Annotated in this window: 14 protein-coding genes; 10 read left to right on the top strand and 4 right to left on the bottom strand. The window is 44.2% G+C overall.

Annotation, left to right across the window (positions count from 1 at the left end; translation table 11 throughout):
* The coding region (gene rne, locus Q4486_RS15300; protein ID WP_303520032.1) for a ribonuclease E at window positions 1-2,518 on the bottom strand (2,518 nt) is incomplete at its 3' end.
* 516 nt (window positions 2,519-3,034) lie between these two features.
* On the opposite strand from rne, the gene rluC reads away from it, so the two are divergent.
* From rluC to cysB, 3 genes are all read left to right on the top strand, one after another.
* On the top strand, window positions 3,035-4,000 hold the full coding sequence (gene rluC, locus Q4486_RS15305) for a 23S rRNA pseudouridine(955/2504/2580) synthase RluC (protein ID WP_303419740.1): 966 nt from the start codon (window positions 3,035-3,037) through the stop codon (window positions 3,998-4,000).
* Window positions 4,001-4,016: 16 nt separating this feature from the next.
* Window positions 4,017-5,117, top strand: coding sequence for a DNA-binding protein (locus Q4486_RS15310; RefSeq protein WP_303419738.1), 1,101 nt, complete (start codon window positions 4,017-4,019; stop codon window positions 5,115-5,117).
* A 110-nt stretch (window positions 5,118-5,227) separates the two neighbouring features.
* The gene (gene cysB, locus Q4486_RS15315) at window positions 5,228-6,202 is read left to right on the top strand and encodes an HTH-type transcriptional regulator CysB (RefSeq protein WP_303419736.1); all 975 of its coding nucleotides are present in this window, start codon (window positions 5,228-5,230) and stop codon (window positions 6,200-6,202) included.
* A 398-nt stretch (window positions 6,203-6,600) separates the two neighbouring features.
* On the opposite strand, the gene acnA is transcribed toward cysB, so the two are convergent.
* Window positions 6,601-9,318: an aconitate hydratase AcnA gene (gene acnA / locus Q4486_RS15320; RefSeq protein ID WP_303520033.1), complete on the bottom strand. Its 2,718-nt coding sequence runs from the start codon at window positions 9,316-9,318 to the stop codon at window positions 6,601-6,603.
* Between the two features lie 677 nt (window positions 9,319-9,995).
* Here acnA and Q4486_RS15325 point away from each other — a divergent pair.
* From Q4486_RS15325 to Q4486_RS15355, 7 genes are all read left to right on the top strand, one after another.
* Complete coding sequence (locus tag Q4486_RS15325) at window positions 9,996-12,788, top strand: bifunctional aconitate hydratase 2/2-methylisocitrate dehydratase (protein WP_303520035.1); 2,793 nt, start codon at window positions 9,996-9,998, stop codon at window positions 12,786-12,788.
* A gap of 901 nt (window positions 12,789-13,689) precedes the next feature.
* A complete protein-coding gene (locus Q4486_RS15330; RefSeq protein WP_303520037.1) occupies window positions 13,690-14,154 on the top strand; it encodes a hypothetical protein in 465 nt (154 codons plus the stop codon).
* A gap of 22 nt (window positions 14,155-14,176) precedes the next feature.
* A complete protein-coding gene (locus tag Q4486_RS15335; protein WP_303520039.1) occupies window positions 14,177-15,802 on the top strand; it encodes a hypothetical protein in 1,626 nt (541 codons plus the stop codon).
* A 34-nt stretch (window positions 15,803-15,836) separates the two neighbouring features.
* Entirely contained in the window at window positions 15,837-16,469 is a 633-nt protein-coding gene (locus Q4486_RS15340) for a hypothetical protein (protein WP_303419726.1), read from the top strand.
* A 64-nt stretch (window positions 16,470-16,533) separates the two neighbouring features.
* The gene (locus tag Q4486_RS15345; protein ID WP_067865400.1) at window positions 16,534-16,896 is read left to right on the top strand and encodes a roadblock/LC7 domain-containing protein; all 363 of its coding nucleotides are present in this window, start codon (window positions 16,534-16,536) and stop codon (window positions 16,894-16,896) included.
* A gap of 34 nt (window positions 16,897-16,930) precedes the next feature.
* Window positions 16,931-17,392: a PAS domain-containing protein gene (locus Q4486_RS15350; protein ID WP_303419723.1), complete on the top strand. Its 462-nt coding sequence runs from the start codon at window positions 16,931-16,933 to the stop codon at window positions 17,390-17,392.
* Window positions 17,393-17,404: 12 nt separating this feature from the next.
* Entirely contained in the window at window positions 17,405-18,154 is a 750-nt protein-coding gene (locus tag Q4486_RS15355) for a phosphate/phosphite/phosphonate ABC transporter substrate-binding protein (protein ID WP_303520040.1), read from the top strand.
* Between the two features lie 66 nt (window positions 18,155-18,220).
* Here Q4486_RS15355 and Q4486_RS15360 read toward each other — a convergent pair whose 3' ends face one another.
* Together Q4486_RS15360 and Q4486_RS15365 are read right to left on the bottom strand one after the other, a co-directional pair.
* Entirely contained in the window at window positions 18,221-18,523 is a 303-nt protein-coding gene (locus Q4486_RS15360; protein WP_067865393.1) for an antibiotic biosynthesis monooxygenase, read from the bottom strand.
* Window positions 18,524-18,603: 80 nt separating this feature from the next.
* Entirely contained in the window at window positions 18,604-20,745 is a 2,142-nt protein-coding gene (locus Q4486_RS15365; protein WP_303520043.1) for a Tex family protein, read from the bottom strand.
* Window positions 20,746-20,747 lie beyond the last annotated feature (2 nt).

Here is a 20,747-nt window from a genome sequence, read left to right on the forward strand (position 1 = left end):
CGCTAACGTCGCTTGATGCTTCAGTGGCTTCGCTAGGTGCTTCAACTGTTTCGCTAACGTCGCTTGATGCTTCAGTGACTTCGCTTGGTGCTTCAGCAGTTTCGCTAACGTCGCTTGATGCTTCAGTGACTTCGCTAGGCGCTTCAGTTGTTTCGCTAACGTCGCTTGATGCTTCAGCTACTTTATTAGAAGCTTCAGTTGTTTCGTTAACGTTGCTCGGCGTTTCTACTGTTGCGTTAAGTGCAGTATTGGCTGTTTCAGTCGCTACTGCTGCTTCAGTTACTGCAACCGTTGCTGCTGTTTCTACTGTTGCGTCTTCCGCTGTAGAAGCAGCTGTTTCTTGTTGAACCGGATTAGAGCGGTTCGCTGTACGTTCAGTAGGACGACGACGACGGCCTCTACGACGAGGGTTGCGTGGAAGCTCTTCATTATCAGTAGATGATGAGTTATTTGTATTAAGCTCTTCAGTGCTACGATTTTCCGTACGGTCTTGCTCTGATTTGCGTTTACGGCGTCTACGTTTAGGTTTTTCATCTGATGTAGATGCAGTTGGTAAAGGCTCATCAGGTTCTGGTTTTACTGTGATGATCTCATCGTTCTGCTTTTTCGCGCCACGAGGCTTGCGATCATTATCACGGCGACGACGTTTGTTACGGCTATTTTCACTACGGTCGTTGCGATCGTTGTTGTTGCGTTTGCTTTTTGGCTTGCTGCTTTCCTGTTTTTTAACAGGTGCTTCTTGCTTAGGCTGTTCGCTTGAGCCGAAGATCTCTTTAATAAACCCGATTAAGCGTTCCACAATACCTGCTTGAACCGGTGCTTTCGTAGCCTTGTTCGCAGGTTTTGCTGCTGGTTTATTTGAACTTGAACTTGAATTTGAGCTTACTGGATTTGCTTCTGGCGCTGGAGTCGAGGGTGCGACGCTACGAACGGCAGCTTGTTCGCGAGCAACAACCGTTTGAGCAGTTGCTGAGGCTTCAATAGGGGCTTCGTTTGTAGGTTCTGGCTGCATTGTGTAGCTTGCATCATTCGTCGTGGCGACAGTGTTGTCATCACGTAAGCGAACAACTTCATAGTGCGGTGTTTCCATATTTGGATTTGGCACAATGACTACGCGAACACTTTGACGTATTTCGATGTCATGAACCGCGTGGCGTTTCTCGTTCAACAAGTAGGTTGCTACAGTGACAGGTAAGATAGCTCTAATTTGTGCAGTTCTATCTTTTCCAGACTCTTCTTCGATCAAACGCAGAATAGATAAGGCAAGGGACTCAGTATCGCGAATCGTGCCTTGTCCGCTACAGCGAGGGCAAACCACACCGCGAGTTTCAGCTAGAGATGGACGTAAACGCTGACGGGACATTTCGAGTAGACCGAAACGAGAGATGCGACCCATCTGCACGCGTGCTCTATCTAATTTCAGGGCATCACGTAAACGGTTTTCCACTTCTCGTTGGTTTTTGATCGGTGTCATATCGATAAAGTCGATTACCACTAATCCACCAATATCTCGAAGGCGAAGTTGACGTGCAATTTCGTCTGCTGCTTCAAGGTTGGTTTGCACTGCTGTTTCTTCAATATCACCGCCACGAGTTGCTCGTGCAGAGTTGATATCGATTGAGACTAGTGCTTCGGTTGGATCGATAACGATCGAGCCGCCTGAAGGTAAGGTTACTTCGCGCTGAAATGCAGTTTCAATTTGCGCTTCAATCTGGAAACGGTTGAATAGAGGGGTCTGATCGACATAAAGACGAATCTTGCTCTCATAAGTCGGCATCACCTGTTTTACGAAGTTACGCGCATCTTCAAAAACTTGAGGATCATCAATCAGTACTTCACCAATATCTGAGCGCAGGTAATCACGTACTGCACGTATAACGACGTTACTTTCTTGATAGATCAAGAAGGGTGCAGATTTCTCATCTGATGCTTGGGTGATAGCCGTCCAAAGGGTTTTTAAGTATTCAAAATCCCATTGAAGTTCTTCACTACTACGGCCAACACCTGCTGTGCGAACAATGATACCCATCTGTTTAGGTACATTAACACCAGCAAGGGCTTCTTTAAGTTGGGTGCGCTCATCGCCTTCGATGCGACGAGAGATACCGCCAGCTCGAGGGTTGTTTGGCATTAAAACTAAATAACGGCCTGCAAGACTGATAAAGGTGGTAAGAGCAGCGCCTTTGTTGCCACGCTCCTCTTTATCAACCTGAACAATAACTTCAGTGCCTTCTTTTAATACTTCTTTAATGCTTGGACGAGAACCGCGGCTTGGCGGTTGCGTGAAGTATTCTTTAGAGATCTCTTTGAGTGGTAGGAAACCGTGACGTTCCGAGCCGTAGTCAACAAATGCTGCTTCAAGGCTAGGTTCAATACGAGTGATTTTCCCTTTATATATGTTGGCTTTTTTCTGTTCACGTGATCCAGATTCAATATCTAGATCATACAGGCGCTGTCCATCAACCAGCGCTACGCGCAACTCTTCAGGTTGAGTTGCGTTAATAAGCATTCTTTTCATAGCGTTCTCTTATAGAACGCTTCTCACGCAGCAGGGAGGTTCTGGAATCTCCAGAAGCCCGTCTTTTGGACGATTATTTACATCAAAAACCCTAAGGGTATTTAAACCACTTCTGATTCAATAAGAGTTTCAGCTGCTCAAACAATATAATTGGAGCTGGAGTCGCATCTTACATTTAATGTGTTTTACGTTACTTCGCAAACGGCAAAGTAACTGTCCTCGGTAGAGGAAACATCAGCCTCATGTTCTTCTTTCTAATTGTTGCTGCTGTCAAAGCAGGTTCCTGGCTAATGCGCATCTCTACCTCCAACCGGTTTTTCCGACTGGGTGAAAAGCTATTCTTAATTTATATTCATGATAGTTGCCGCTTTTTTCAGCAGAATTGATTTTTTTCCGCGATTTTCGGGTCTGTATTACAGCAATTGAAAAAAGATAAAGCCAACAGACCACGGCAGGGCTAGAATATAGCAGTTATCCACTACAGCATCAATTCGCTAATCGGTTTTCATTATAAATATGTCTCAAGAAAATAGTTCGCCAACCAATCAAGTACGTTTCGTTGAAATTACAGAAGGAAATGCAGGCCAAAGGGTCGATAATTTCTTGATCACTACCTTAAAAGGTGCGCCGAAAAGTCTAATTTATCGGATTGTGCGTAAAGGCGAGGTGAGGGTTAATAAAAAACGAGTTAAACCCGAATATAAATTACAGCTTAATGATTTGGTGCGTATCCCGCCCGTTCGCTTAGCTGATCGGCAAGCACCCGCAAAAATTGGTAATAAGCTGATAGATCAGCTTGAAGCGGCCGTTTTATATGAAGACGATGATCTAATCGTCGTAAATAAGCCATCAGGGATTGCAGTACACGGTGGTAGTGGTATTAGTTTAGGGTTGATTGAGAGTTTTCGGCAGATGCGACCTCAGGCTAAGTTTTTGGAATTAGTGCATCGACTTGATCGTGATACATCAGGCTGTATTCTTCTCGCTAAGAAGCGAAGCGCATTAAAGTTAATGCATGAGTCTTTGCAGAAAAGTCGTATTACCAAGATCTATCATGCAATGGTCATGGGTTCATGGAGTGAAAGAAAAAGAAGAGTGGATGCGCCGCTCAGGAAAAATGAGCTTAAGTCGGGGGAGCGCGTGGTTAAAGTCTCTGCTGATGGTAAGGAATCATTGACTGAATTTAAGGTGCTTGAACGGTTTGGTCGTCAGGCTACCTTGATTGAGGCGCGACCAATCACAGGTAGAACACACCAGATTCGTGTTCATTGTCAGTTTTCAGGGCATCCTATTGTGGGCGATCAGAAATATAATACGGATGAAATGAATGAGGTAATGCGTACTCATGGCTTTGATCGTTTGTTTCTCCATGCTGCAGAGTTGCGATTCCCTCTACCTTCGGGTGGCCGCAAAGTAATAAAGGCTCCGCTTGAAATAAAGCTTCAAAAAGCGGTGAACAGTTTTAAGAGCAAGAATAGTTAATGGATTTTATTGTTATATGAGTGATTTGGCTTTAAAAGAGAAAATATATTCAACTGCAGATCGTTTGTTGTTGGCTGGGTTTCAGCCGACAGCCCTGCTTATATCTGAATCTTTAGGTTGCGATGAAGCAATAGTCGAAACTGATTTGCATGAGTGGTGGGCTTTAGTACCTGAACGTATCGTTTTAAATGTAACTGATGTTAGCGTTCCTGAAATTCCTGAGTCGCTGACACAGTCATTCTCTAAACTTTGGCAGCAAGCTGTACAGGAAGCGAATGGTTTACTTAGTGTTGATAAGCATAGTCATGATGCTGGGCTTGAGGTGGTTCGTCGCGAAGCGGATGAGTCTCTTAAAGAATCTCGCGGCCGTTTAAGTGATATAGAGGAAAGGCTGAGAGCAGAAATAAATAAAAAGGAAGATGCTGAAACTCAAATTAAAGCGCTTGAAGCTGAAATTGAAGTACTGAAAGCCAATCTGATGGCAGAGACGTCACAGAGGAAGCAGGAAGAGCAGAGTCGTTTAAATGTTGAGCAGGAGCTTAATCATTTACGAAAAACCTATGATGACAGTAAACGTACATTTGATCTGCGTATAAAAGAGGAGCAGCGGCACACTCTTGAGGCTGTGAGTAAAGCAGACGCGGATGTACGATATTATCGAGGCGCCCTTGAGAAGCTTAGAGATGAAGTGGGTAAAAAAGAATCAGCGCTGACTAAAAACATCCATGACTTGCAAGCTGAATTGGCTAGAAAAGATGTTAAAAACGATACACAGAAAACCCAAATAAAAAGTCTAGAAGCTGAGCTTAAACAGATCAAGCAAGATACCTCTGGACAGACAAGAGAGCTATCAAAAATCAACTCATCTTTGCTTGCTGAATCCAACAAAAACAAAAGGTTGGAGGATAAGGTTAAAGTTATGGATGAAGAAGTTAGGCGAGCAAGGCAGAAGCAGGTTAGCTTAGCTTCTGAGCACTCTAGACGCGAAGCAAGTATACGTTCACAGTTCAAAGATAAAGAAGATGAGCTGGTACGCTCGTTAGCTAAAATTAATAGTCTTGAAAAGAAAATCATTGCTCAGGATGAAGAGATTAGGCGTTTGAATGCGCGAGGATAGCTCTCGTCGCGCTTGCTTTCTGGTCTATTGAATTTATTCTAAACTGTTATAATAACGTTAAATTTCTTATAACACAGGCATAAGCTGTGTTGTTGTTTTTGGAGTGCTTAATGAAGTTGCAGCAGCTGCGGTACATCTGGGAAGTCGCTCGCCATGACTTGAATGTGTCGGCGACAGCTCAGAGTTTATATACCTCTCAGCCTGGTATAAGTAAGCAGATTCGTCTTCTTGAGGATGAGCTGGGCGTTGAGGTATTCGCGCGCAGCGGTAAGCATTTGACTCGGGTTACCCCAGCGGGACAGGCAATTTTATCTGTTGCTGGAGAGATTCTGCAGAAAGTTGAAAGTATTAAGCAGGTTGCGCAAGAGTTTAGTGATGAGCGTAAGGGCAGTTTGGATGTAGCGACTACTCATACCCAAGCTCGTTATGCTTTACCTCCCACTATTACCGGTTTCATGAAAGAGTATCCTGATGTGTCTTTGCATATGCATCAAGGTACACCGATGCAGATTTCTGAAATGGCAGCGGACGGTACGGTTGATTTTGCTATAGCAACAGAAGCTATGTCGCATTTTAGTGATCTTATTATGATGCCTTGTTATCGCTGGAACCGCTCTGTTGTTGTGCCTAAAGACCATCCGCTTACACAGGTTTCTAAACTAACCTTAGCTGATTTAGCTGAACATCCTATAGTGACTTACGTTTTCGGTTTTACTGGGCGCTCTAAGCTGGATGAGGCTTTTATTGATGAAGGACTTGAGCCTAAGGTTGTTTTTACCGCAGTAGATTCAGACGTAATTAAAACCTATGTGCGTTTAGGGTTAGGTGTAGGTATTGTTGCAACGATGGCGTTTGATGAAAAGCAAGATAGTGACCTTGTTCGCTTAGATGCCAGTCATTTGTTTGAGCCAAGTATTACTAAAATTGGCTTTAGGAAAGGAACCTTCTTACGAGGTTATATGTATGACTTTATTCAGCGCTTCGCACCGCATTTAACACCTGATGTTATTCATAAGGTCTTAGAGTGCAGCAATCGTAATGAGATTGATGAGTTATTTGCGCATCAGGTACTGCCCGATCTATAAGGTCGCGTTAATATCTACCGAAGGCTTGTTTGTTTAAACAGGCCTTTTTTGTGTCTGAGTTTTACCGTAATTAAGTCTCTACTGTGGGAATAACAGTAGAGGCGCTATCTTGATAACTCTTGGCCTGTGTAGCAAAGCCTTATCGGCTTGATTTGCCTGGGGCGTCGTAGAGCGCGTTAAATCTCGGTAGGGGGGAATCTTTACAGTAATCCGCGAGGGCGCTTAGTGACTTAAAATCATAGAAAGCGCCAATAGACACAATACTACTCACGTTAGTGGGCAGTATTGTGGTCTACAGGGTGTGTCTTTGATTATTTCTACTGTTGAGGTGTAGCCCGTCTCAGGCTTTTTAAAAAGGGCGACGATATCTGAGCTATGATAATCGTTGCCCTGTTCCTTTATGTATTCGCGGCGATAATATCGCGTAACACCATCGGTAAGATGCCTTTATGACGTATTTGATCCAGCTCTGATGAGGTATCAACACGCGAAAGCAGTTCTATTTTCTGCGAAGAGCCATCCGTCCGGTGAATAGTCAGCTCCACAGATCCCCTTGGCTCAAGTGTATTAATACCCTTCAAATCAAAGGTTTCTGAGCCATCCAAATTGAGCGAAGCGCGTGTAATCCCTTGCGGCAGTTGCAGCGGTAAAACACCCATCCCCACTAGATTGGATTTGTGAATACGCTCAAAACTTTCAGCAATAATCGCTTTTACACCGAGTAAGGCTGGCCCTTTAGCGGCCCAATCCCGTGACGATCCTGTGCCATAAAGTTTGCCACCAAACACAAGGGTAGGTGTGCCTTCTTCACGGTAACGGGCAGCGGCATCGTAAATCGACATTTGAGCAGGTTCGCCTTCAGATGGGTGGTAACTCGTTACCGCACCCGTGGTGCCAGGTAGCATCAGATTTCTGGCTTTACCGTTGCCAAAAATACTGCGTAGCATTACGTGGTGATTGCCGCGACGTGCCCCAAGTGATGTCAGATCGCTCTCGGCAACGCCTTGAGAGATCAAGTATTCGCCAGGAGGGGAGTCCGGACGTATACGGCTTACCGGCGAGATATGGTCTGTGGTTGTGTTGTCATCACACATCACCAGCATGCGCGCCCCTGAGATATTATTTAATGCGTCCGCAGGTGTTTCTAGTGAGAAACCATCGAAGAAAGAGATTTCTTCGATGTAGGTTGAATCTGGATCCCAGTCATAAACAGGGCCGGTAGGAGATGCCAGTTTCTGCCACGTATCAGGACCGTCGAGAGAGTTCTCATAGGTTTCCCTGAAGGCTTTCGGATCCATGCATTCATGCATGGTCTGAGTGATTTCGGCGTTGCTCGGCCAGATATCTTTAAGGAAGATATCGTTTCCTTCTGCATCCTGACCAATGGGCTGAGTATTCACATCAATATTCACATTGCCCGCAATGGCCATGGCAACGACCAGAGGAGGGGACATCAGGAAGTTAGTATCAACATCCGGATGTACACGGCCTTCAAAGTTCCGGTTACCGGATAAAACAGACGCGGCGATAATGTCGTGGTTTTGCAATGCGGCTTCAATGCTTGGTGCTAGAGGGCCAGAATTACCCACGCAGGTTGTGCAGCCATAACCGGCAGTATTAAAGCCCAGTGCATCCAAATGTTGTTGTAGTCCCGCCTTAGTTAAAAAGTCGGTCGCCACCGGAGATCCCGGTGCCAAGGATGTTTTAACGCCGTTAGGTACTTGCATCCCAAGCTCATTGGCTTTCTTGGCAAGCAAACCGGCTGCAATCAGCAAGCTTGGGTTAGATGTATTGGTACAGGAGGTAATCGCCGCAATGAGGATATCGCCGTCTTTTAACTCCCTCTCAGGTAAGGATACGAAAATACCGGCATCGTCTGCTTTCATCGGCGTAACGTTAGCCACTTCAGGCGTGCGATCGCCTTCAGCCGCCGCTTTTTTGAAAACGTTGCCAAGCTCACCTAGCGGTAACCTATCTTGAGGTCTTTTTGGGCCAGCAACCGAAGGCTCAACGGTGGATAGGTCAAGCTGAAGAAGGTCCGTATAGCGTGGCAGAGACTGACCAGGTGTCCAGGTCATATTTTGTGCTTTATAAAAAGCGAGTGGCAAATCGCCATCTCTGCCTGTTGCTCTTAGGTACTCGGCAGCAATTTCATCAAATGGGAAAAAGCCCATTGTTGCGCCATATTCAGGTGACATATTGGCGATGGTTGCGCGGTCAGGCAGGGAAAGGTTGGCGCATCCTTCACCGATGTATTCAACAAACTTACCAACAACACCTCCAGGATACTTGCGCAACATTTCAGTAATTGTCAGCACCAAGTCTGTCGCAGTGACGCCCTCTCTTAATGCGCCGGTGAGTTCAACCCCAACTACTTCGGGAGCTAGCATTTGCATAGGTTGGCCCAGCATGGAGGCTCCAGCTTCAATGCCACCTACGCCCCAGCCCACAATGCCTAAGGCGTTCGCCATGGGTGTATGGCTATCCATACCGATAAGTGTATCGGGGACCATCAGTCCATTAATATTGAGGTAGCCCTGTGCCAGATACTCTAGGTTAACTTGGTGAACAATACCGGTTTGTGGGGGAATAATTCTGATGGTGTCAAAGGCCTGCGCGCCCCATTTCAAAAAGGCATAGCGTTCTACATTTCTGGCCGCCTCCAGCTCCCCATTGATTCTAAGAGAAGCAGGGCTACCGGTATTGTCCATTGTAACGGTGTGATCGATAACAAGATCCGCGCGTACTAAAGGCTCAATGATGGCGGGGTCCATGCCCATGCGTTGAACGGCTGAACGCATCGCCGCAAAATCCACAATGGCGGGTGTGCCACTCAGATCGTGCATAAGGACGCGACCTGCAGTGAAAGGAATTTCGATCGGTTTTGTGCCTTGAGCTTCTGTCCAGCTTCCAAGAGCTTTAACCTGCTCAGCGGTTACACCGTTTTGGCCAACATTCCGAGCGATACCTTCCAAGATGGGACGAAGAGAAAACGGGAGTTCATCAAGATTTATACCAAATAATTCAGCGGTATCTGGAAGGCTATGGTAGCTGTATGTAGTTCCGGGAAGTGTTTTAATGGAACTGGATGGATCAAAATTGATAGGGCTTGTCATATTTTATACCTCACGCAGATGGGGTGTTTCTGGCTCTACAACTTTTTTTTTGCACGAGCCTCCGGTCATTATCGAAGCTGCTCGATTTCCTTGTTAGTCGTTTATTTAGCCGTCCAGCGAACCCTTATTACCTGCAACATATATTATTGCTTTATTTGGATTGTCGACAATGTTAGACGATAGGCATCTTAAAACAAGTCTTGAAGGCGTATTTTTGGTATAATTACATACAATCTACGACTATTTGCTAGTGAATTTGGTATAACTATGCTCCTTATAGGTAGTGCCCAGTGGGTTTATCTCCTCCGAAACTGACTATAAGCCGAACATGCTATGCGCTGTTTGAGTATCGATTAAATCACTATAGATAGGAGAGTCAGTTTACCCGCTGTGGAATAGGCTATGATTGACTTGCCTTGATCGATCCTAAAAATCAAACACGCTCTAAATGATTGTTGTTCTCAACAAGAGGGTGGGTTAGCAATGTTCGTAAAAAAACAGGCATGCCTACAACCAATGTATACCATATGTAACTTATTGATTTGTATTGTATTTATTTTATTTATATCGACTATAAGCGTTATTTAAATTGTTTTCATTGAGCTGTTTGTCGCTTTTTCCTTATAATATATGACTGATTCATAATTAGAATTAATTGAGATGAGACGCTTTACGCTATGAGTTACTATTCTGACTACCTAGAAGAAATAGAGGTTCGTAAAAAGGACCTTGGCCTGAATCCCAAACCGATTGATAGCGCTGAGCTACTTTCTGAAATCATTGCCCAGATTAAAGACGTTGGTAATGAGCATCGCGAAGCATCTTTGAACTTCTTCATCTACAACACTCTACCGGGTACGACGCCAGCGGCTGTCGTTAAAGCGGCTTTCTTGAAAGATATCGCTTTGGGTAAAGAAAAAGTTGCAGAGATCTCTCCTGAGTTTGCGCTTGAGCAGCTATCTCATATGAAAGGCGGACCTTCTGTTGAGGTACTGCTGGATATCGCGCTGTCTGATGATGCTCAGGCTGCAGCTGCGGGTGAAGTTCTGAAGTCTCAGGTATTCCTGTATGAGGCAGATACCACTCGTTTGGCTGACGCTTTCAAAGCGGGCAACGCCATCGCTAAAGATATCTTGGAAAGCTATTCAAAAGCTGAGTTCTTTACCAAGCTGGATGATATCCCAGAGAAGATCGACGTTGTTACTTATATCGCTGCTGAAGGTGATATATCTACTGACCTTCTTTCTCCTGGTAACCAGTCTCACTCTCGTGCAGACCGTGAGCTGCACGGTAAGTGCATGATCTCTCCAGAAGCGCAACAAGAAATCGTTGAACTTGGTAAGAAGCACCCTAACGCAAAAGTCATGTTGATCGCTGAAAAAGGCACTATGGGCGTAGGTTCTTCCCGTATGTCTGGTGTAAACAACGTGGCACTATGGGCAGGTGAGCCAACTTCTCCATACATCCCATTCATCAACAACCGTCCGGTCGTTGCAGGTACTAACGGTATCGCACCTATCTTCCTTACGACTGTTGGTGTAACTGGCGGTATCGGTCTAGATCTAAAAAACTGGGTTAAGAAAACCGACGCTAACGGCGAAGTTGTTCGTAACGCAAGCGGCGACCCTGTACTGGAAGAAGTATACTCAGTTGCAACGGGTACTGTTCTGACCATTGATACTAAAGCTAAGAAACTGTACAACGGCGACCAAGAACTGGTTGACGTAGCAGACGCTTTCACGCCACAAAAAGTGGAATTTATGAAAGCTGGCGGTTCTTACGCGGTAACCTTTGGTAAGAAACTGCAAACATTTGCTGCTGAAACTCTAGGCGTTGAAGCGCCAGCTGTTTACGCACCATCTAAAGAGATCTCAATCGAAGGGCAGGGTCTGACTGCTGTTGAGAAGATCTTTAACCGCAATGCGGTGGGTGTTACGTCTAAAACTCCTCTGCATACAGGTTCTGACGTTCGCGTTAAAGTGAACATTGTAGGGTCTCAGGACACTACAGGTCCTATGACTTGTCAGGAACTGGAAGCTATGGCTGCTTCTACTATCTCTCCAAGTGTTGATGGTGCCTTCCAGTCTGGTTGTCACACAGCCTCTGTATGGGATAACAAAGCTAAGGCAAATACGCCTAAGCTGATGGCGTTCATGAATGCGTTCGGAGTAATCACAGCACGTGATCCGAAAAATGTTTACCATGCAATGACTGACGTTATTCACAAAGTATTGAATGACATCACTGTTGACGATCGCGCAATCATCATCGGTGGTGACTCTCACACTCGTATGTCTAAAGGCGTTGCGTTCGGTGCTGACTCCGGTACGGTTGCAATCGCACTGGCAACGGGTGAATCGGCTATGCCAATCCCAGAGTCTGTGAAGGTCACCTTTAAAGGTCACATGAAGCCTCATATGGACTTCCGTGACATCGTACACGCGACTCAAGCACAGATGCTGCAGAAGTTCGGTGGCGAAAACGTATTCCAGGGTCGTGTGATTGAAGTACAAATTGGTACTTTGCTGGCTGATCAGGCCTTCACGTTTACTGACTGGACTGCAGAAATGAAAGCGAAAGCTTCTATCTGTATCTCCACTGACGATACCCTAATCCAGTCTTTGGAGCTGGCTAAGTCTCGTATCCAGATCATGATCGACAAAGGTATGGATAACGAAGCTTGCATGTTACAAGGTCTGATTGACCTAGCTGACAAGCGTATCGCTGAAGTTAAATCTGGCGAAGCACCTGCTTTGGCTCCAGATGACAACGCTAAGTACTATGCTGAGTTGGTTGTTGACTTGGACGCAATCGACGAGCCAATGATTGCTGACCCAGACGTAAACAACGAAGACGTTTCTAAGCGTTATACTCACGATGTGATCCGTCCAGCTTCTTACTATAATGGCCGTAAAGTTGATCTGGGCTTCGTAGGCTCTTGTATGGTCCATAAAGGCGATATGCAGATCATCGCTGCGATGCTGCGTAACCTTGAGAAGAAAGGTCCTGTCACCTTTAAAGCGCCATTGGTTATTGCGCCACCGACTTACAACATCGTTGACGAACTGAAAGCTGAAGGTGATTGGGAGCTGCTGGAGAAATTCGCCGGTTTCGAATTCTCTGACGCGCATCCAAAAGAAGCGGCACGTACCAAGTACGAAAATATTATGTACTTGGAGCGTCCTGGATGTAACTTGTGCATGGGTAACCAAGAAAAAGCAGAACCGGGTGACACCGTGATAGCTACTTCTACTCGCCTGTTCCAGGGCCGTGTTGTAGAAGATACTGCAGAGAAGAAAGGTGAGTCTCTATTGGGGTCTACCCCAATGGTTGTACTTTCTTGTGTCCTAGGTCGTTTCCCAACTCTAGAAGAGTACAAAGAAGCGGTTGAAGGTATCAATCTGACGTCTTTCACACCACCGACTGAAGATTTGAGTGTCGCGCATGCTATCCCAGCTGCACGTATCTAATTACTGATAACGTGCCAACAAAAAAGCCCTGATCCTTCAGGGCTTTTTTATGCTTGCGGGTTAGTTTTTTATTCTGATCCCCGATGACTAACGCTGTGCTATTCGCGCTTTTCGCCAAACCTATTGCCGCATGAACATTGCCTCAATCGTCACTCTATCCTTATCAAATGGTGCTCCATCGATTACTTTTATAGCAATCTATTGGCAGTCTGCTTTAACGTTAATATCAATGGCTTCTTATCAAATACCAATGCCGCTTAATTGGCTCCAATTCGGATGTCAGTTGTATGCCGTACATTCCTAGCGGATAAGTTCAGCTGTTTTATTGGCATCACTCTGTATTGAGCGCTTAACCTCGCGAAAATTCCGTTCCATTGTTAGCCTGTGCTGATAGCGCTTAGCTACAGTTTTAACGCTGAGCTCTCTGCACGCGATTTAACCGAAGCAGGGGCGTTCTGTGCTTTTGGGGGCGTTATTCTGCATGTTCAGGGTAATCTAAGAGCAGGAAGAGTCCTTGCCTCTATGGTCTATGAGTCGTAATAGTCATCTATGTTAGTGCTGTCTCGTTGAGGAATACTCGGAAATATAGTGTTGATTGGCGGATGGAATTCTGTCCGCTGGCAACGTAACTATTAAGACTGTCGATAATTTACAGACCAATACTTTAGGATGAAGTCAAAAGAATATTGTTTGTTAGATGAACGTAAGTGGTTTGAATTGTATGATGTTTATCTGAAATAAGGTAATACATGTTAATTTAGTCTAAATTAGAATTTAATTTGCTTAATATATGCGATTTATGGCCGATAGATTTGTAATCTGTCGTTTGTCAGGATATAAACAAACAGTTGTTTACATCTTTCTCATCGTTAGAACGATAATTATAGGATAGGAGGGAGCCTTGAATTCTCCAATTTGGGATGCGTTAGCTGATTGGGAACTAAATTCGGATTTTGATAGCCCAAACACCGGTCGTATCCAAGCTGCATTTGATGCACAGCATCCTAGATACCTTATTTATAAGGGTCATCAAGGAAAACGAATCTTGTACCATTTCACCCGTATGGTTGCAGCGGAGCCGGATAAACTACGTCTTCATACTAAGCGGATTTACTTATCTATTGCTTGCTACGATAGCGAAGCACTCGAAGGCGCGTTTGCTGATTTCTTATTAGTGCTGGGTAAAAAGGGCGCTACATTACGGAAAAGGCTTTTTGAGCAAGCTAAGTCAGTTATGACACCAGAAGTTCAAAAGATCATAAAGCGCGCTATAGAAGAAGATAATCTGGAAGGCTTATCTAAGCTTTCTACAAAGCATTCAGTATTGATCAATGGACGCTTTCAGCCTGCTAGTCTACATGGATGAAATTAAGGGTAGCTGAATTTAAATGAGTATAAGAAGAAACAATCAGTTAGAAAATGTACGTAAGGTTGCTTTGGTTGGTTTTATTGGACCCAATCAGGCAATGCTTGAATATTGTTTTTCTTCTGTTGTCGATTGTGAACTAGTGAACGCAAGTAGTGCGGCTATCATTATTGTCAATGGTGATCAAGCGAGTAAAGATGCTGATGTGCAGCAGCAGATCAATGAAAAATTTGCCGATACTTATAAAATCGTCATCAGCATTAGAGATCTAAGCTGGGATGGATTTGTTCTTCTTAAAAAGCCACACAATTCTGATGATTTACTTAATCTCGTTAGGGGATTTGATATTGAATCGGAGAGCGCTGACTCTATTACTGGCGACAGCAAACCATCCGAGCAGCAAGTACGTCCCGGAGATGTTGATTTTTATCGTGGTGGACAGTATTCCAAAAAACGGAAAAGTGAAGCACTTAAACAGAAGTTGATGCGTGGTAATTTAGTGGTAAGCGCTTCTGACCGTTTAGTTCAGCAACTTGAAGAAGAGATTAAAGCACAAGAAGCTGAGCTGAGAGCCAAATTAGAGGCTGAGAAGCTTGAACAGACGAAAGCGCTTTTGGCGAAAAAGAAGGCGCTAAAGCTTAAAGAACTGAAGCTTCAAAAGTTAAAACAGGAACGTTTAGAGCAAGAGCGTTTAGAACAGGAACGCTTAGAACAAGAGCGTTTGGAACAGGAGCGTTTAGAGCAGGAACGGTTAAAAGAAGAACGTGCAGAGCAAGATCGCTTGAAAGAAGAGCGTATTGAGAAAAAACGCTTAGAAGAGGAGCGTATAGAAAAAGCACGTTTGACGCAGGAGCGCATTAATAAGGCTCGCTTGGAAAAGTTGCGCATAGAAAAAGCCCGCAAAGAGAAAGAGAAAGAGAATTTAAAGGAAGCTCAATCCAACGAAGCGGCTGATAAGACCGAGCTTCAAGTCGATGATTTGGATGTCGATGATTTGGATATAGAAGCGTTAGATGCGGATAGACAGCGATTTGCTAAGCATGAGCTCACACCAGAAGAGGTTGTTCAGCGTTGTGGCAACTCCGGAGATGTTGATCTTAGTAAGAAAGAAGAGAGAAGGCGTATATTTTTTAGTGCTGAAGACTCTCTGCTCGCAAAAATTATAGAAGCGGTCGCTCTAGCAAAGAAAATGGAGCAACCTATCGAAATCACCGGATTGCCGGGAGAGATGTACTACTTTCCTGAGGAACAGGTGTTTTACTCTACATTTACTGACGACTTTTTAAACCAACTTGCTTTAACCCGTTTTGGTTATCAGGAACTTGATATAGAAGCGCAAAGTGAGTTTGAGTTAGAAGGTAAAAGTAAGCATCTCGTAGAAGATGCACAAACGTTGATCTGGAAAGTGGCTATCTGGACAGCGCGAGGACGGTTATTTAATGGGATGGATCCCGAAAAGAATATGCAATTATCTACACGGCCTGATTTTGTTCGCTTTCTGCCATTGCCAAGTGGTGAAGAGATCAGTGAAGTATGGGCTGGACATAGTTTGTCTGCGTTAGATGTTGTAAGGATATTAGATGTTCCTCAACGTGTTGTATTTTCATTCATGTCAGGGGCATATTCACTTGGATGGTTTCAGGAATGAAACAGAGTTAGACGATAGGTTTCGGAGTTAATTTGTGACGAGTGCTACTATTCAGAATCAGTTTATTCAAATCTGTCCGGCAGGTGCCTTTTATGCAACTGTAGGATCAGAGCCTGATGATGCCAGAGCTCTACTATTGCAGCTGCTTAGTACAGATGTATCGCTGCCTTTTAGTCACGAGCTGATCATGGAGTTAACTGACTTAGAAGAAACTGAAGCGAAAGAGCTTTTTGATAAGCTGTTAGAGAAGAATTTTGTACAGTTGAGTGACACGCCTGTGCGTGTTGTTGATGATTCTATTGAAAAAATTCTTCCTGGTTTATTGGCGAACCTTTCCAGTACTTCTAAAGTTGCGTTAGCGGACGATCATGGTTTTTGCCTTGGTTCCACCGGTTATAACCCAGATCATGCTGAGGCATTATGTGCTTTAGCCGCTGATATTAGTTCACTGCATGAGAGGCATAGTCTTCTTCTGAACCGTGACCTTTCCTTTATGGGGGAGTCATGGGGAATGCTTGATCCAGTGGGATTAAGCCAAGTTGGTTTCTGGGTGATTCATTTAGGCCACCAGCGCTTTGTGCTGGTTATCGATCAGATGCCACGATTGAATCACAATAATTATGTTGATTTATTAAGTGCCTTAGCACGGCGCTATCTCGATTATTGATGTTGATCAATAACCGATTTTTAAATTCCTGTATTTTAACGCCTTACATTAAAGGAGTATGTATATGCGCTCAGAAATGTTGACCTCTATACTGAGTGACTTGAACGGAACTTCGGCAGAAATCGAAGCGTCCGCTGTCATTTCAACAGATGGTCTAATGATCGCAGCTCTTCTTCCAGCAGGTCTGGATGAAGATAGAGTCGGTGCAATGAGTGCGGCAATGCTTTCACTAGGTGAACGTACTGCCACTGAGCTTGCACGTGGAGAACTAGAACAAGTACTCGTAAAAGGTGATAAAGGTTACATACTGATGACTCATGCAAATGATGAATCTGTATTGACTGTTGTTGCTAAACCGAATGCTCGTCTTGGCTTAATCTTTTTGGATGTAAAACGTGCAGCAGAGGCAATAGGGAAGATACTCTAAGCCGTTTTCCCCAAACAACAGAATAGGTTTTTTGATGCCTGAACATGATGTAAAAGATGTTCGTGATATAGTCATCAACTATCATGATGGAACTTCTCGTAAAGCAATCGTTCTTGATCGAGAGGTTCCTTATCCTGAGGGAAAACTGATCGTTTCCCGCACTGATACTCAAGGCGTTATCACTCATGCTAATCAAGCATTTGTGGAAATGTCTGGCTATACCGAAGATGAATTAATTGGTACTAATCACTATATTCTTCGGCATCCCGATATGCCCTCAGTGGCTTTCGCTGGGCTTTGGGAAACAATAGAAGCAGGTAATAAATGGCATGGTTACGTAAAGAACTTACGTAAAGATGGTGCTTATTACTGGGTCAAAGCGACGGTTATTCCAAACATACGTAATGGTGTGGTTGTTGGATATACCTCGGTAAGACGTAAACCTTCACGCAGTAAAATTTCTGAAAGTGAAGCGCTATATAAAACACTTAGCTAGGTTGCGTCTAAAATGACATTGAATTTAACGGTTAGTCCTGATTTTGCGCCAGACCATATCTCCGGTTGGTTTATTTTCAATACTTGGTTACAGAGACAGTTAGGGACTGGGGTTCACCTAGAGCTTTATGATTGTTTTGATGCCCAACGTAAAGATATTAAAGCCGGCAAGTTTGATTTGGTTTATGCGAACCCCTTTGATGCGTCTATGCTAGTGCGCGAACTTGGTTTCAAAGCTCTCGTACGGCCCATATCAAAGCCTGATGAAACTATTATCGCAACCCATAAAGATGCTGCCATCCAATCGGTAGAGGATTTAAAACCCGGAGCGACCTTAGTTACAACAGATGACCCTGACGTTAACCGCATTGGTATGATCATGCTGGAGCCAGCAGATCTGGATGCAAGTAATACAGAAACCTTAGCCGTTGACAGTTATGTGATCGTTGCTAAAAATGTATTGAATCAAAATGCGGATGTCGGCTTTTTTCTAAAAGATGCCTATGATGAGCTATCTGATCTTATTAAAAACCAGATGAAAATTTTGGTGAGTAGTGAAATTAGTGTTGTGCATCACACCTTATTATTAAGTCCTAAACTGCAAAAATATGCGTCTACCATTCAGCAGCGTCTCATTAATATGATCGATGATGAAAAAGGGCGTAGTGTTCTTGAAAGTATGAACCTTCTTGGCTGGGAGGCGATGACTGAAGAGGAAACCGAGTTTATGATCGACTTGATAGATACCTTGATCGACGAATAGTTTGCTCGTTATTCGGCTTTGCAGAGCAGCTCACATAAAGTGATTGCTCTGCCTATTTCTTTATTCTTATAGTACTGAGCTAAAGCCTTCAAATGAGGGCGGTCCTAAATAGATATCGGTGGCGGGTTTCGCATTAGCGTGCGCTTTACGAAAAGCTTCTGATTTAGTCCATCCCATAAATGCCTCTTCCGATTCCCAAACACTATGAGATGCAAACAGTGTGCACTCCTCATCGGTTTTTCCTTGTAGAAGATTAAAGCTTTTAAAGCCTGGAACCTCATCTAGAAAGGTTTCACGATTTTTCCAGATATTAATAAAGTCGTCTTCTTTTCCTAGTGCGATTCTGAATCTATTCATTGCTACATACATTGATACAGTACCTACTTATTTTTTAAAAAATTAATATAACCGATTAAATGACAACAACCTATCTGTCATTACTACGTTTATTATTGATCCGCTTTCATACTAAGAGCGATACGTTTTCTTTTAATATCAACTTCAGTTACGCGTACGCTAACGATTTGACCGGGTTTAACGACAGTATGGGGGTCTTTAACAAACTTATTTGCCAACTGAGATATATGCACAAGCCCATCTTGATGTACGCCTATATCAACAAAAGCGCCAAAGTTAGTGACGTTGGTCACCGTACCTTCTAGTTTCATGCCCTCATGTAGATCAGCGATGCTTTCAACACCCTCTAGTAATCTAGCAGCCCTGAACTCAGGGCGGGGGTCGCGGCCCGGCTTTTCTAATTCAGCCATGACATCAGTAATCGTATATTGTCCATATTTATCACTGATAAAGTCAGAGGGGCTGAGTTTACCTAATAAATGCCTATCACCGATTAGCTGTGCAATAGGGCAGTTACTGCGTTTGGCTATTTGCGTAACCAAATCATAAGATTCGGGATGTACCGCCGAGTTATCAAGAGGCTGAGTGCCATTTCGTATTCTTAAAAACGCTGCGGATTGCTCGTAAGCTTTAGGGCCCAGCCTAGGTACCTTTAATAATTGCTGACGCGATTTAAAACGACCTATTTCGTTACGGTATTGAACAATGTTGTTTGCGAGTGTTTGGTTTAATCCAGAGACTCTTGTTAACAGCGCTTCGGAGGCACTATTAATATCAACACCTACCGCATTTACACAATCCTCTATAACGGTTTCTAACTGCTCAGAAAGGTGGTTTTGGTTCACGTCATGTTGATATTGTCCGACGCCAATCGCTTTAGGCTCAATCTTTACCAGTTCAGCAAGAGGATCTTGCAAACGTCTCGCAATGGAAACAGCACCACGAATCGTAACATCCAGATCGGGAAACTCTTTTGCTGCCAGTTCGGAGGCTGAATAAACTGATGCACCCGCTTCACTGGTAATCAGTTTTTGCGCATGGATATCAGTGTGTTCCTGTAATAGTTCAGAAACCAGCTTTTCAGTTTCTCTTGAGCCTGTGCCATTACCAATGCTGATTAACTCGACTTGATAACGGTGACAAAGTTCGTAGAGTTTGTCCTTAGAGGGCTGCCAATCGTTTTTAGGCGGGTGAGGATAGATAGTCGTGTAGTTGATCAGTTTTCCTGTTTCATCAACCACAACGGCTTTAACACCGGTTCTAAGGCCAGGGTCCAACCCTAAGGTAACTTTAGGGCCCGCTGGAGCGCTGAGTAGCAGATCTCTAAGATTACGGCTAAAGACCAGAATTGCCTCGTTCTCTGCTTGCTCTTTGTAATGCTGTATCAACTCTTTCTGAAGCTTAGTGCGTAAGCGGGTTTTCCAGCAGCTTTTGAGTTGATCCTGCAACCATTCTGCGCCTTCACCATTACGAGGTAGTTGTAAGTATCGAGTGATCAGTTGTTGGCAGTGCTCTTCATCGGGAATGATAAGCTTTAGTTTTAATATGCCTTCATTAGTGCCACGTAACTGAGCTAGCATCCGATGGGAGGGGATTATCTTTAGTTTCTCAGTGTAATCAAAATAATCTCTAAATTTAGCGCCGGCGTCTTCCTGTCCTTTAACGACTGAAGCGTGCAGTTGCGCCTGTTCAGTTAAGGTAGAGCGTAAACGGTTTAACAGCTCAGCATGTTCACAGATGCGATCACTCAGTATAGCGCTGGCACCTTCTAGTACCCCATCAATATCAACAAAGCCTTTGTCTGGATTTACAAAGCCGCTACTTAATTGAGAAGGGGCGGTGTGAGGCTTCGCGATAATCTTATCTAAGAGTTGATCAAGCAGTGCCTCACGGGCTATCTGTGCTTTAGTACGGCGCTTACTTTTATAAGGAAGATAAAGGTCTTCTAGTTGTGTTTTGTTATCCGTTGATAGAATCGCCTGTCTTAACTGAGGTGTAAGGCTGGATTGTTCGTCTATATTTTTAAGAATAACGTTCCGGCGGGCACCTAATTCTCTTAAATAGATAAGTCGTTGGGATAAAATGCGTAACTGTTGATCGTCCAGTGCGCCGGTCAGCTCCTTACGGTAGCGTGCAATAAAAGGGACGGTATCTCCACCATCTAAAAGTTTTATTGCGGCGTCAATCTGAGGGAGCTTAACGCCCAGCTCATCGGCAATTTTTTTCGCTATCATCT

Origin of the sequence: Neptuniibacter sp. 2_MG-2023, from assembly GCF_030547495.1 — a bacterium.
In the GTDB taxonomy this organism is placed as follows: Bacteria; Pseudomonadota; Gammaproteobacteria; order Pseudomonadales; family Balneatricaceae; genus Neptuniibacter.